The 14823-nt window shown below is 34.8% G+C and carries 11 protein-coding genes; 10 read left to right on the forward strand and 1 reads right to left on the reverse strand.

Features of this window, described 5'->3' with window-relative positions; genetic code table 11:
* Window positions 1-31: 31 nt before the first annotated feature.
* The 10 genes from JOD96_RS02505 to JOD96_RS02550 all read left to right on the forward strand — a co-directional run bounded on the left by JOD96_RS02505 (window position 32) and on the right by JOD96_RS02550 (window position 12862).
* A complete protein-coding gene (locus JOD96_RS02505; protein WP_209562698.1) occupies window positions 32-1063 on the forward strand; it encodes a 2Fe-2S iron-sulfur cluster-binding protein in 1032 nt (343 codons plus the stop codon).
* Entirely contained in the window at window positions 1063-2121 is a 1059-nt protein-coding gene (gene nuoH / locus JOD96_RS02510) for an NADH-quinone oxidoreductase subunit NuoH (RefSeq protein ID WP_209562699.1), read from the forward strand. The genes JOD96_RS02505 and nuoH overlap by 1 nt, the downstream gene beginning before the upstream one ends.
* 185 nt (window positions 2122-2306) lie before the next feature.
* Window positions 2307-2852 (forward strand): NuoI/complex I 23 kDa subunit family protein, encoded by a 546-nt coding sequence (locus JOD96_RS02515; protein ID WP_209562700.1) that lies wholly within the window; start codon window positions 2307-2309, stop codon window positions 2850-2852.
* The gene (locus JOD96_RS02520; RefSeq protein WP_209562701.1) at window positions 2852-3391 is read left to right on the forward strand and encodes an NADH-quinone oxidoreductase subunit J; all 540 of its coding nucleotides are present in this window, start codon (window positions 2852-2854) and stop codon (window positions 3389-3391) included. The genes JOD96_RS02515 and JOD96_RS02520 overlap by 1 nt, the downstream gene beginning before the upstream one ends.
* Window positions 3391-3711: an NADH-quinone oxidoreductase subunit NuoK gene (gene nuoK, locus JOD96_RS02525; RefSeq protein ID WP_026982591.1), complete on the forward strand. Its 321-nt coding sequence runs from the start codon at window positions 3391-3393 to the stop codon at window positions 3709-3711. The genes JOD96_RS02520 and nuoK overlap by 1 nt, the downstream gene beginning before the upstream one ends.
* Window positions 3712-3717: 6 nt before the next feature.
* Complete coding sequence (gene nuoL / locus JOD96_RS02530) at window positions 3718-5607, forward strand: NADH-quinone oxidoreductase subunit L (RefSeq protein ID WP_209562702.1); 1890 nt, start codon at window positions 3718-3720, stop codon at window positions 5605-5607.
* A gap of 10 nt (window positions 5608-5617) precedes the next feature.
* Window positions 5618-7060, forward strand: coding sequence for a NuoM family protein (locus tag JOD96_RS02535; RefSeq protein ID WP_209562703.1), 1443 nt, complete (start codon window positions 5618-5620; stop codon window positions 7058-7060).
* 60 nt (window positions 7061-7120) lie between these two features.
* Window positions 7121-8512 carry an NADH-quinone oxidoreductase subunit N gene (locus JOD96_RS02540; protein WP_209562704.1) on the forward strand — a complete coding sequence of 464 codons (1392 nt, stop codon included), beginning with the start codon at window positions 7121-7123 and terminating at the stop codon, window positions 8510-8512.
* 163 nt (window positions 8513-8675) lie between these two features.
* Window positions 8676-9446 (forward strand): Bax inhibitor-1/YccA family protein, encoded by a 771-nt coding sequence (locus tag JOD96_RS02545; RefSeq protein WP_209562705.1) that lies wholly within the window; start codon window positions 8676-8678, stop codon window positions 9444-9446.
* A gap of 587 nt (window positions 9447-10033) precedes the next feature.
* On the forward strand, window positions 10034-12862 hold the full coding sequence (locus JOD96_RS02550; RefSeq protein WP_209562706.1) for a T9SS type A sorting domain-containing protein: 2829 nt from the start codon (window positions 10034-10036) through the stop codon (window positions 12860-12862).
* A 279-nt stretch (window positions 12863-13141) separates the two neighbouring features.
* Here the strand turns inward: JOD96_RS02550 and JOD96_RS02555 are convergent, their stop codons facing one another.
* Entirely contained in the window at window positions 13142-14695 is a 1554-nt protein-coding gene (locus JOD96_RS02555; RefSeq protein ID WP_209562707.1) for an aldehyde dehydrogenase family protein, read from the reverse strand.
* Window positions 14696-14823 lie beyond the last annotated feature (128 nt).

Consider the following 14823-nt stretch of genomic DNA (forward strand, 5'->3'; position numbering starts at 1 on the left):
TTCCGACTTTCAACATTCAAATCAATAAGAGATGAAAGTAACCATAGACGGTCAAAGTATAGACGTAGAGCCAGGAACAACAATCCTGCAGGCTGCACGTATGATTGGTGGAGATTTGGTTCCGCCAGCCATGTGCTATTACTCAAAATTAAAAGGCAGCGGAGGAAAATGTCGTTGTTGTTTAGTTGAAGTTTCTAAAGGGAGTGAAGCTGACCCAAGACCAATGCCAAAATTGATGGCGTCTTGTGTAACAGGATGTATGGACGGAATGGAAGTAAACAGTAAATCTTCTGCCAGAGTTACCGAAGCGCGTAAATCTGTAACAGAATTTTTATTGATCAACCACCCATTAGATTGCCCTATTTGTGATCAGGCAGGTGAATGTGATCTGCAAAACTTAAGTTTTGAGCACGGAAATCCGAAATCACGTTTTATTGAAGAAAAAAGAACATTTGAGCCAGAAGATATTGGTCCGAATATTCAACTGCATATGAACCGTTGTATTCTATGCCAAAGATGTGTGCAAGTTGCAGATCAATTGACAGACAACAGAGTTCACGGAGTATTAGATCGTGGTGACCACGCTAATATTTCAACCGGAATTTCTAAAGCGATCGACAATGAATTCTCAGGAAACATGATAGACGTTTGTCCTGTTGGAGCCTTAACAGACAAGACTTTCCGTTTTAAATCAAGAGTATGGTTCAACAAACCATATAACGCTCACAGAGAATGTACAACTCCGGGATGCTGTGGAAAAACAACCGTTTGGATGTTTGGTGGAGAAATCCAGCGTGTTACAGGTCGCAAAGATGAATATCATGAAGTGGAAGAATTCATCTGCAACAGCTGTCGTTTTGATCACAAAGATGTGAATGACTGGGTTATTGAAGGACCAAGAGCATTTGAAAAAGATTCTGTTATCAATCAAAATAACTATACTCAAAAATTAGAGAAAGTAGAAATCGCTACAGAAAAGAATATTCTATTAGGTAGAGATGAAGATCGTAAAAAAATTAGTATGGCTGAAATTCCATTAAACACTAACAACAAAATTTCTTAATGATGGTAGATGGTGCGTTTATTATAGAAAAAAGTGTTGTAATTTTTGTGGTTTTTGCCGTAACAATGATTATGGCGATGTACTCTACCTGGGCAGAGCGTAAAGTTGCTGCTTTTTTACAAGATCGTGTAGGTCCTAACCGTGCTGGTTGGGGTGGTTTATTACAACCTCTTGCCGATGGTATGAAATTATTTTCTAAAGAAGAATTTTTCCCAAATACACCAAACAGATTTTTGTTTGTTGTAGGTCCTGCAATTGCGATGAGTACTGCTTTGATGACAAGTGCTGTGATTCCGTGGGGAGACAGACTGCATGTTTTTGGCCGTGATGTTATTCTTCAGGCAACAGATGTAAATATTGCTCTACTATATGTTTTTGGAGTGATTTCAGTTGGTGTTTATGGTATTATGATTGGTGGATGGGCTTCGAACAATAAATTCTCATTGATGGGAGCTGTTCGTGCGGCTTCACAGATGGTGTCTTACGAAGTTGCCATGGGATTATCAATGATTGCATTATTGATGATGACCGGAACATTAAGCTTAAAAGAAATTTCAGAGCAACAGGCAGGAATGAACTGGAATGTTTTTTACCAGCCGTTATCTTTCCTGATTTTCCTAATTTGTGCTTTCGCAGAAACAAACAGAACACCTTTTGACTTAGCAGAATGTGAGTCTGAGTTAATTGGAGGATATCACACAGAATATTCATCAATGAAAATGGGATTCTATTTGTTTGCTGAATATGCAAATATGTTTATCTCGGCAACCATTATATCAGTCTTGTTTTTTGGAGGTTATAATTATCCCGGAATGCAATGGATGGTAGAAAATGCTGGAGTTAATATAGCAAACGTTTTAGGAATTGCCGTGTTATTTGCTAAAATATGTTTCTTTATCTTTTTCTACATGTGGGTTCGTTGGACGATTCCGAGATTCAGATATGATCAACTAATGCATTTAGGATGGAAAATTTTAATTCCACTTTCTATTGCAAATATTATTGTAACCGGTATTGTAATCTTAAGACACGATTTAGCTGTTTTCTTAGGATTCTAAAACCCGGAGTGCACTAGCCCTGAGAAAGAAGCACACCTTTTATTTTTTTTAGGAAAAAAATAAAAAAGTAAAAGATAAAGCGGATTGTCAATTCCGATAGCTATCGGAAGCTTTAAATAAAAAAATAAAATAGATTTTGAATTTGTTTAATCTCAAGTTGGAAATCGTAAATCATAAGTTAAAAAATGTCGATAGAAACTATATCATTATCGGGTAGAAAAAAAATGGTCTCTAACAAAGAGATGACTTTTTTGGAGCGTTTGTATCTTGTTGCGATTGTAAAAGGATTGTTTATAACGCTTAAACACCTTTTTAGAAAAAAAGTAACAATTCATTACCCAGAACAGGTACGTCAAATGAGCCCGGTTTATCGTGGTCAGCATATGCTGAAACGTGACGAACAAGGACGTGAAAACTGTACTGCCTGCGGATTATGTGCGCTGTCATGTCCTGCAGAAGCTATTACAATGAAAGCTGCAGAACGTAAGCCAGATGAGAAACATTTATATAGAGAAGAAAAATATGCTTCAATCTATGAGATAAATATGCTTCGTTGTATTTTTTGCGGTTTATGTGAAGAAGCATGTCCAAAAGATGCTATTTATTTGACAACTTCTAAGGTTCTGGTTCCTGCCAGCTATGAAAGAGAAGACTTTATCTTTGGAAAAGACAAATTAGTGATGCCTTTAGAAATGGCTATGAAAAATGCTCAACTTAAAAACGCTAACTAATGATACATATTCCAGATATTGCTCACGCAACAACTATTCAAGTTATATTTTGTTTTTTGGCTTTTATTACGGTTATAACTGCTTTCATGACCATTTTTAGCAGAAACCCAATTCATAGTGCTATTTATTTAGTGATTTGTTTCTTTTCTATTGCAGGTCATTATCTATTATTGAATTCACAATTTTTGGCTATCGTTCATATTATTGTCTATTCGGGTGCAATTATGATTTTATTCCTCTTCACGATTATGTTGATGAACCTGAATGAACAAAGAGATGTTCACAGGCCAAGAATCACTCGCTTGGGAGCTATTGTCTCTTTTTGCCTTATCGTAATTGTTTTGATCGCAATTTTCATCAATTCTAAACCTATTGTTGGTGCATACGATTCGACAGGAGAAGATTTTCAATCTATAAAAGTATTGGGTAAAATATTATTAAACGAATACATGGTACCGTTTGAATTTGCATCAGTCTTGCTTTTAGTAGCTATGATTGGAACTGTATTATTGTCTAAAAAAGAAAAATTAAATAAATAATGGGTAATATATTAAATCAAATAGGTATCGAAAACTACATCTTTTTAAGTGTTGTACTTTTCTGTATTGGTGTTTTTGGTGTATTGTACAGACGAAATGCTATTATCGTTTTTATGTCTATCGAAATCATGCTGAATGCTGTTAACCTTTTATTTGTAGCTTTTTCTACATATCATCAGGATGCACAAGGACAGGTTTTTGTTTTCTTTTCGATGGCTGTTGCTGCCGCAGAAGTAGCAGTAGGATTGGCTATTTTAGTTTCGATCTTTAGAAATTTAGGTTCGATTAGTATCGATAATTTAAAAAATTTAAAAGGATAAATGGAAATGAATACCAATTTAGCTTTAGTCTTAGTTTTAGCTCCTTTTTTAGGATTTTTAATCAATGTTTTCTTTGGGAAGAGCTTAGGAAAAACAGTTTCGGGAATTATCGGAACTGCCGCTGTAGCTGTTTCTTTTATAGTTACGCTTGTTCTATTTAATCAAATAACTTCAACCGGAAAAGGAATTGAAGTTACTTTATTTGACTGGATTCAAATTAGCAACCTAAAAATCAATCTTGGATTTTTATTAGATCAGTTATCTGTTCTTTGGTTATTGTTCGTAACCGGAATTGGATCTTTGATTCACTTATACTCTATCAGTTACATGCATGATGATGAGAATATGCACAAGTTTTTCTCGTATCTGAACTTGTTTGTGTTTTTTATGATCACACTTGTAATTGGAAGTAACTTATTAGTTTTATTTATTGGCTGGGAAGGTGTTGGACTTTGTTCGTACCTATTAATTGGATTTTGGTATAAAAACCAGGATTACAATGATGCTGCGAAAAAAGCTTTTATCATGAACAGAATTGGAGATTTAGGTCTTTTGATTGGAATGTTTATTTTGGGATATACTTTTAAAACATTAGACTATACTGAATTAAAACAAATTATTCTAACGATTCATTATGAGCCGCAAATTGCCTGGAATGTATCAATTGCAGCATTATGTTTATTTATAGGGGCTTGTGGTAAATCTGCACAGATTCCGTTATATACCTGGTTACCAGATGCGATGGCGGGACCAACTCCTGTTTCTGCATTGATCCACGCAGCGACAATGGTTACCGCAGGGATTTTCATGATAACGAGATTAAACTTTGTTTTTGATCTGGCTCACGATGTTCAGAATCTTATTGCCATAGTTGGAGCTGTAACTTCATTAGTTGCTGCTACAATTGGATTAGTTCAAACTGATATTAAAAAAGTACTGGCCTACTCTACTGTTTCTCAATTAGGATTAATGTTTTTGGCATTAGGACTTGGGGCTTATGAAGTAGCGGTTTTCCACGTGATTACACACGCATTCTTTAAAGCTTGTTTGTTCTTAGGATCAGGATCTGTAATTCACGGTTTACACGGAGAACAGGATATGCGTAAAATGGGTGGATTGCGCAAAGCAATGCCAATCACTTTCTGGACAATGCTGGTTTCATCATTAGCTATTTCAGGAGTTCCGTTTTTCTCAGGTTTCTTCTCAAAAGATGAAATTTTATTAACGGCTTTCCACCATAATATTCCATTATATGTTGTTGGATCTATTGCTTCTATCATGACTGCCTTTTATATGTTCAGATTGATGTTTCTAACTTTCTTTAAAGATTTTAGAGGAACAGAGGAGCAAAAACATCATTTACATGAAAGTGATGGTTTAATTACTTTCCCTTTAATGATTTTAGCTCTTTTAGCAACTTTTGGAGGCGTTATCAGTTTACCTGGAAATAGCTGGTTAAATGACTATTTGTCTCCGCTTTTCACGAAAGTGGCAGCAGAAGAACATCATTTAGGCGCAACAGAATACACCTTGATGGGTGTTGCTGTTTTAGGCGGTTTACTTGGGATTTTAATTGCTTACATAAAGTATTTTAAACAAGACAATGTTCCAGAAGCCGACGAGAACATTACAGGTGTATCAAAAGTTCTGTACAACAAGTATTATGTAGATGAAATTTACGATGCTGTGTTTGTACGCACTATAAATGCATTGTCCAAATTCTCCAGGGATTATATCGAAACCGGATTGTCTGCGGTGGTTTTCGGATTGGGTAAAATCACTAATGAACTGGCTTTTCAAGGAAAGAAATTACAAACCGGAAGTATCGGATTATATCTTTTTGTTTTTGTTTTAGGCCTTTGTGCAATTGTTTCCTATATATTTTTAGCTCACTAATTTAATAACTATGAACGTTTCTCTTATATTAATTATTCTTTTAATTGGTGCTTTTGTCACGTATTTTTCTGGCGACAAATTAGCTTCAAAAGTAGCTTTGCTCTTTAGTTTAACTGCTTTAGGATGTTCTTTAGTGTTGTTAAATCATTTTTATGCTGGCGAAAATATCAGTGTTATTAACGCCTGGATCAATCAGCCAAAGATTTCACTGGCTTTAAATGCAGACGGATTGGCAATTGCAATGCTTTTATTAACAGTTGCGTTAACGCCAATTATTATATTCTCTTCTTTTGGAAATGAATACAAAAATGCTAAAAGTTTTTATGCTTTAATTTTATTTATGGCTTTTGCAATGACAGGAACTTTTCTTGCTGCAGATGGTCTTTTATATTATATATTCTGGGAGCTGGCTTTAATTCCGATTTACTTTATTGCCCTAATCTGGGGTAACGGAGATGCAGAAGAGCGCAGAAAAGCAGTGGTTAAATTCTTTATTTACACACTTGCAGGTTCATTATTCATGTTGGTAGCTTTTATTTATTTATCTCAGAAAGCAAACGGAAGTTTCTTAATTGAAGATTTCTATAAATTAAACTTATCTAAAAATGAGCAGTTCTGGATATTTCTGGCTTTCTTTTTAGCTTATGCTATTAAAATTCCAATAATTCCTTTTCATACATGGCAGGCAAATGTATACCAAAAAGCACCTACTGTCGGAACTATGCTTTTATCAGGTATCATGCTGAAAATGGGACTTTATAGTGTTATCCGTTGGCAATTGCCAATTGCACCGCTTGCTGCAAAAGAATATATGAATATTTTTATTGCTTTGGGAATTGCCGGAGTTATTTATGGTTCAATTGTAGCTTTAAGACAAAAAGATTTAAAGAAATTATTAGCTTATTCTTCTTTGGCTCACGTTGGGTTAATTGCTGCAGGATCTTATACATTAACCCTTGATGGTTTACGTGGTGCCGTTTTACAAATGATTGCTCACGGTTTCGTAGTGGTTGGATTATTTTATGCTGCTGAAATTATTTACAGAAGATTTGAAACAAGAGAAATTTCTCAATTAGGAGGAATCCGTATTCAATCACCAAAATTTACTTCAATGTTTTTAATTTTGGTCCTGGCTTCTGTTGCATTGCCAAGTACGTTTAACTTTGTTGGAGAATTTACAGTACTATATAGTCTTTCTCAAATTAATGTGTGGTTTGCCGTTTTAGGCGGAACAACAATTATTCTCGGAGCATATTATATGCTTAAGATGTTTCAGAATGTGATGTTAGGCGAAGCACATTCAAAAACTTTTGCAGATGTTTCTGTAAATGAAGGAATTTCGTTAGTAGTAATTATTGCGGTTTTAATTTTCTTTGGATTTTATCCTAAACCAATTACAGACTTAATTACACCAAGTTTAGAAAACATTTTAAGCGTCATCAATAAAAATTAATATTTTAAATAAAAATTAGGGCATCATTCGTTTTAGATTTCCTAAATCAAAAAAACAAAAATGAATACATTAATAGCAATTACAGGATTGGGTATTTTCTGCCTATTATTTGAAATTCTTAATTTAAGGAAAGCCATTATTCCTTTTTCCATCATTGGGCTTTTGGCTGTTTTGGCACTTAATTTTTCAGAATTTGGAGCAGCAGAAAGTTATTACAATAATATGATCAGGGTGAGTAAGTTCTCTACTGCATTTTCATCATTATTTATCGTTATAACTATTTTCCTTATCGCTTTAAGTCATAATTTCTATGAGAATCATCAAACTAAAATCTCTGACTTTATTGCCATAAAAATCTTTTTACTGGCAGGTGGTGTTGCGATGGTTTCTTTTGGAAATTTAGCTATGTTTTTCTTAGGAATTGAAATTCTGTCTATTTCATTATATGTACTTGCTGCAAGTGAACGATTGAACTTAAAGAGTAATGAAGCCGGTATGAAATACTTTTTGATGGGATCTTTTGCATCAGGAATTATATTATTTGGAATTTGCCTGATCTATGGAGCAATGGGAAGTTTTGATATTGTTGAAATAAGTGAAAATTCTCTTTCTGCTGAATTGCCAATCTGGTTTCCAATCGGAATGGTTTTGATGGTTATCGGAATGTTGTTTAAAGTCGCTGCAGTACCATTTCATTTTTGGGCACCGGATGTTTATGAAGGTTCTCCTGCGTTAACAACTGCATTAATGAGTACTTTGGCAAAAGTAATTGCTATTGCAACACTTTACAAATTAATATCGGAACTAAATTTAATTCCATCCTTAGAAAATCAAGGGCTTTTGAGCACTTTTGAAAATATAGTTGTAATCGTTTCAATCGCATCTATGACTGTCGGAAACATTATGGCACTTCGTCAGGTAAATGTAAAACGTATGTTGGCATTTTCAGGAATCTCTCACGCAGGTTTTATGCTGATGACCCTGCTTACGATTTCAACTTCTGCAGGTGTATTATTATATTACTCAGCTGCTTATGCATTAGCTGGAATTGCTGCTTTTAGCGTTATTTTATATGTTTGTAAAAATCAGGATAACGAAGATATTACTAACTTTCATGGGTTAGGAAAAACTAATCCTCTGTTGGCTGCAATTCTAACAGGCTCATTATTATCTATGGCCGGTATTCCGATTTTTTCAGGATTCTTTGCGAAGTTATTCTTATTTAATCAAACCATTCAGGCAGGTTATATTGCTTTGGTAATTGTTGCTGTTTTAAACTCCATTATTAGTGTTGGATATTATTTCAAATTAATTTTGGCAATGTATTCTAAAGAACCTAATGAAGAGCGTACAGGAAAACCTTTTCTTATTTACGCTACGGCAGTGATTTCGATTGCTTTAAACATTGCTTTAGGTTTATTTCCATCTTTAGTTTTAGATTTATTGAAGTAAAATATCAATTCATATACATACAAATCCATCAAGAATTTTCTTTGATGGATTTTTTATTTAAGGCCATTTTGCGGGCAAAAAAAATCATGTTAAAAATTTAACTGAAACGGCTTCACTTCAAAAAAACTCCATATATTTGAGATCAATTAAATGTATTAAAAATATGAGTTTCAATTCAAAAAATCCATTTTTAAGCGACAAGCGTTTTTCATCAAATGCTGTTTCAAGAGCTGAAGAGGTGCACGAAGCAAAGATTATCGACTACAATCAGGAAATGACTTTGTCAGGTACTATCAATAAAACAGCTATTTTATTTTTAATTTTATGTGGAGCGGCCATGGTAACCTGGTGGATGGCTTTTAATGGAATTAATATAATGTTACCGGCAATTGGCGGTGCTGTTATCGGACTTATTTTAGTTGTAATTTCTGCATTTAAACCAGAAGCTTCTCCTTATCTGGCTCCGGGTTATGCTTTGTTTGAAGGATTATTTATTGGAGGTATTTCTGCAATATTTGAAGCAATGTATCCAGGAATAGTAATCAATGCCGTTGGAGCAACTCTGGTTACTTTTTTAGTTTGCTTAGGTTTGTATAAATTTAAGATTGTAAAAGTTACTGAAACATTCAAATCTGTAGTAGTTGCTGCTACATTAGCTATTGCTACTTATTATCTAATTTCGTGGGTTGTCTCAATGTTTACCAGCTTTACTCCTGTTCATTATGGAAATTCTATGATGAGTATCGGAATTAGTGTTTTTGTTATTGTTATTGCAGCTTTAAACTTATTTCTGGATTTCGATCAAATTGAAAAAGGAGTGCAACAAAGAGTTCCTAAATTTATGGAATGGTATGGGGCAATGGGTTTGATAATTACGTTAGTGTGGTTATACATTGAATTCCTTCGACTTTTATCTAAATTGTCTAAAAAATAAATTTCCCCAACATATTAGAAAGCCTTTTTGAAATTCAAAAAGGCTTTTTTTTATACATTTTGTTAGGCAAAAACAGTAATAAAACACCTCTTTTGTTTTTAAATTTAGAACACTTTCTAACTCTGTTTTTTAATTTACTGAAATTTATTTTAGCGCTTTTCCTTCTTTTTTTTTGCGTTTAAAAAATCTAATAAACCGTTTTTGATTCAAATTATTGATTAAACAAAAGTGTTTTCATAATCATTAACCTACAAAAATATATTGTAATTAAATTTTAAAAAAATATGCATTTTTTAAAATTAACTTGATTCTCAGGTTATACAATATTCAAAAAATCTTAGGAAAAATACCACTTCACGGGTCTAATTCTTATTATGTAATAAATTGCATTTAGTGCAATTTATTACATAATTAACACTTTAACATCAAAAAATATTGTTTATTAATTTTTTTATGACAATAAAATTACATTATTATAAAATTATATATATTTTTGTGTAATCGATTACAATTTAATGATAATTGAAATTGATACTAAAAACCACAAAAAACCACTATGAAATTTTTACTAACTTAAACAAACCACTATGAAAAAAAACCTACTTTTTCTGGCTGTCTTTATTATGGCATTTCAGACTTGGGCACAACAAGTACAAATTAACGAATCAGGAGGATGGCTGGAATCTGCTTTTGTAAAATGGCAGCCTGTAAGCGGCGCTCAGACGTACAATGTTTATTACACAGGTCAAGGCCTTACAGACAAAAAGATAGACGATCAGCTTATAAGAAGTTACGGAAGTTATTTTAGAGCTGATATTCCGGGGTTGCAAGCCGGAACATATACAATAAAAGTAAAACCTGTAATTTCAGGTGTCGAAGGAACCGGAACCTCTACCGGAAATCTAACTGTTATAGCTCAGGATCGTAATGGATTTGCATTTGCAGGGGGACGCGTTCCAGGAGGATATAAAACTGACGGAACACCCAAAGACAATGCAGTGATTCTTTATGTTACACAAAATACAAAAAATACTGTTTCGGCTACCATCACAGGTGCTACAACAAATCCTTGTGTGGGTTTACAAAACATATTATATGCCATTAAAAAAGGACAGGAGACCCGTCCATTCATTTTTCGTTTGATAGGAAATATTACTGATTTAAGTGTAATGGAAGGCGGGGACATCGTTATCGAAAACTCTAATAACCCATCAAGTTATATTACTTTAGAAGGTGTCGGAATTGATGCTGTTGCAAATGGCTGGGGTATTCGCCTAAAATCAGCTTCTAACGTAGAAATTAGAAACATTGGTGTTATGAATTGTAATAGTACTGCAGGTGACAACATTGGAATGCAACAAGCGAATGATCATATTTGGGTTCATAACTGCGATTTGTTTTATGGAAATGCAGGAAGCGATGCAGATCAAATTAAAGGAGACGGAGCGCTTGATAATAAAACATCTACTTATATTACCTTATCATACAATCATTTCTGGGATAGTGGAAAAGCAAGTCTTCTTGGATTAAGCGAAGGAACAACCAGCGGATTATACATCACTTATCACCATAACTGGTTTGACCACTCTGATTCTCGTCATCCTCGCGTACGATATTATTCTGCACATATTTATAACAACTATTTTGATGGTGTTTCTAAGTACGGCTCAGGATCGACATTAGGCTCTTCGTTATTTATTGAAGGAAATTATTTCCGTAATACCAAAAATCCTATGCTAACTTCTTTACAAGGAACGGATATATGGGACGAAGCAAATCAGGTAAATAATGCCGGAACAATGGGAACATTTTCAGGTGAAGCCGGTGGATCAATCAAAGCGTTCAATAACACTTTTGATGCGTCAATCGGAACAAATGATATGCGCTTTGTCGCTTACAACGATCCGAATCCTTTGTATAATATTGCAGGCAAGATTAGCTCAACAACCGATTTCGATGCGTATGTAACTACAACAAGAGGCGAAACTGTAAGCAGTGCCGTAAAATCTAAATCTGGAGCCAATACATATAATAACTTTGATACTGATGCTTCATTATATGTTAAGAACTTAGTTGTAGATCAGCCTGCAATAGCCAAAACAAAAACGACACAGTACGCAGGCCGTGTTTCGGGAGGAGATTTAAAATGGACTTTTGACAATAGTGTAGATGACAAATCTTCACTTGTAATTACAGCGCTTAAATCGGCATTAACGAATTATAGCGGAACTTTAGTAGCGGTACAGGGAGAAGGTAATCCTCCGGCAAATCCTCAAACCTTAACTTCAACAAGCAATAATAATCAAACCGTAACAAGCGGATCTGCTATTGCAACAATCGTATTTACCTGGGGAGGCAGTGCAACAGATGCAACTGTTACTGAATTGCCAGCTGCTGGAATTAGTTTTGTAAAAAACACTACAGCTAAAACAATCACTATTTCAGGAACTCCAACTGCAACTTTATCGTATTCCATTACTACAACTGGCACCGGAACTCCGGCTACAGGATCTGGAACAATAACGGTTAATTCAGCAGGAACTCAAACCTTAACTTCGACTAGTAACAATAACCAAACAGTTTCGAGTGGTACTGCTATAAACACTATTGTTTTTACCTGGGGAGGAACTGCAACAGACGCAACTGTTACCGGATTGCCAGCTTCTGGAATTAGTTTTGTAAAAAATACTACTGCTAAAACCATTACTATAACAGGAACTCCAACTGCTACTGTATCTTATTCTATAGCAACAAACGGGACTTCGGGTACGCCGGCAAATGGCTCTGGAACAATAACGGTAACTACCGGGGGTACACCCGGGAGTGAAATTCATAATTTTACGACATCAGGGAAAACAAGTTCTTTTTACAACATAACAGGAAATTTATCTACAACAAAAGGAACTGTAACCTACAATGGGTTAACGCTAACACAATGTTTAAAAATAGAATCATCTACGAGTATAACATTTACAACAACACAGCCAAGCACTTTGACGCTTGTTTTTGTTGAAAGTGCAGGCACAATAAAAGTAGACAATGTTGATAAAGTTGCTTCTGGAGGAATTGTAACGGTTTCCCTTGTAGCGGGAAGTCATACAATCTCTAAAAAAGATACGTCAAATTTATTCTATATGAGTACTGTTTACAGCGGAGGAACATTACGCATGGCCTCAAAAGAAGAAAAAGAAAGTGAAACTCTAAAAACGGTATTATATCCTAATCCTGTTTCAGAAACTTTGTATGTTTCTAACCAAAACGCAGAAAAAATTGAAATCTATAATATGTCGGCCGTTTTAGTAAAAACTGCTAAAAATAACGAAGCAATAGATATGAGCAGATTAGTTCCCGGAACTTATTTTGCTAAAATTTATACTTCTCAAGGATCATTTAATCAAACAATCATTAAAAAATAAACATTTTTTTCTTGTCCAAAAAAAGGCTTCCAAAAATTTTGGAAGCCTTTTTTAATTTTTAAGGCTACGTTAATTACCATTCTGCCTGTGGAAGTTTTTCTAAAATTGTATCTGGATTATCATTTACAAATAGAAGTTCCTGTTCCAATTTAAATTTTTTAATTTGATGTTCACTTAGCCAATCATCATGTAATGTATTTGTAACTTCATGATCAACTTCACCAGAAACAAGATCATACGCTCTAGTAACATGAGAGCCGGCTCCAGAATGAAAAGTTTCTACAAATCAAATTTGATTCCCTGTGCCAAAGGCAAACTTGTTGTATAATTGATTGTATTTGTCTGACGTCTCATATAAATTTTCCAGGCATCAGAACCAGATTCGCGACCACCACCGGTTTCTTTTTCACCACCAAAAGCACCACCGATTTCTGCTCCAGATGTTCCAATATTTACGTTTGCGATTCCACAATCTGAACCAGTTACTGAAAGGAATCTTTCTGCTTCACGCAAATTATTTGTCATAATAGCAGATGATAGTCCTTGTGCTACTCCGTTTTGAAGCTCAATTGCATTCTCAACTTCCCCGGAATATTTAATTAAATATAAAACCGGCGCAAAAGTTTCGTGCTGTACAATTTCAAATGAATTTTTGGCTTCGGCAATTGCAGGTTTTACATAACAGCCACTTTCGTAACCTTCTCCGGTAAGTACTCCTCCCGGAACTAAAATATTTCCTCCTTCGGCAACAACTCTATTTAAGGCAGCGCCGTACATTTCTACTGCATGTGTATCAATAAGCGGCCCCACATGATTGTTTTCGTCTAGTGGATTTCCTATTCTTAATTGTTTGTAAGCTGACACTAACGCATCTTTTACTTTGTCATAAATACTCTCGTGGATAATCAAACGGCGTGTTGACGTACAACGTTGACCTGCAGTTCCTACTGCTCCAAAAACAGCCCCTATAACAGTCATTTTTATATCGGCATCAGGAGTTACGATAATTGCATTGTTCCCTCCTAACTCAAGCAGTGATTTTCCTAATCGGCCGGCAACTGCCTGCGCTACAATTTTTCCCATTCGGGTTGAACCTGTAGCAGAAACCAACGGAATTCTTGTGTCTGCAGTCATTAATTCTCCTATTTTATAATCTCCATTGATAAGGCATGAAATTCCTTCCGGCAGATTATTTTCTTTGATTACCTGAGCAATAATGTTTTGACATGCTATACCACAAAGAGGTGTTTTTTCTGAAGGTTTCCAGACACAAACATCTCCTGAAATCCAGGCAAGTGCAGTGTTCCATGACCAAACAGCAACTGGAAAATTGAATGCGGAGATGATTCCGACAACTCCCAATGAATGGTATTGCTCATACATACGGTGACCTGGTCTTTCTGAATGCATTGTCAAGCCGTGTAACTGGCGTGATAAACCAACTGCAAAATCGCAGATATCGATCATTTCCTGAACTTCTCCATATCCTTCCTGCAAAGATTTTCCCATTTCATAAGAAACCAATTTACCAAGGGCTTCTTTATTCTGACGTAATTTTTCTCCAAATTGGCGAACAATTTCTCCACGTTGCGGAGCCGGAATCAATCTGAATGTTTTGAAAGCTTCTGTCGCTGACTGCATCACTTTTTCGTAATCCTGAGGGGTTGACATTTTTACAGAAGCAATTAATTTTCCGTCAACAGGGGAATAACTTTCCAGAATTTCTCCTGATGAAAAGTTTTGTATACCCGTAGATGTTCCTTCATTTATAGATTTGATGCCCAATTTTTCCAGAGCCTCGTTCATTCCAAATTGTGATGCTATTGTTGTCATTGTAACTTTTTTAGTTAAAATTGTTATATTTTTATGTAAAGATATTATTTCGAATGGAATATCAATTCAATTGAATTGTTAAAAAGAAAGTAAATTTAAGGTTAATTAGAATCAATTACAGAAATAAC

The organism is Flavobacterium sp. 1355 (genome assembly GCF_017833415.1).
GTDB lineage: Bacteria > Bacteroidota > Bacteroidia > Flavobacteriales > Flavobacteriaceae > Flavobacterium.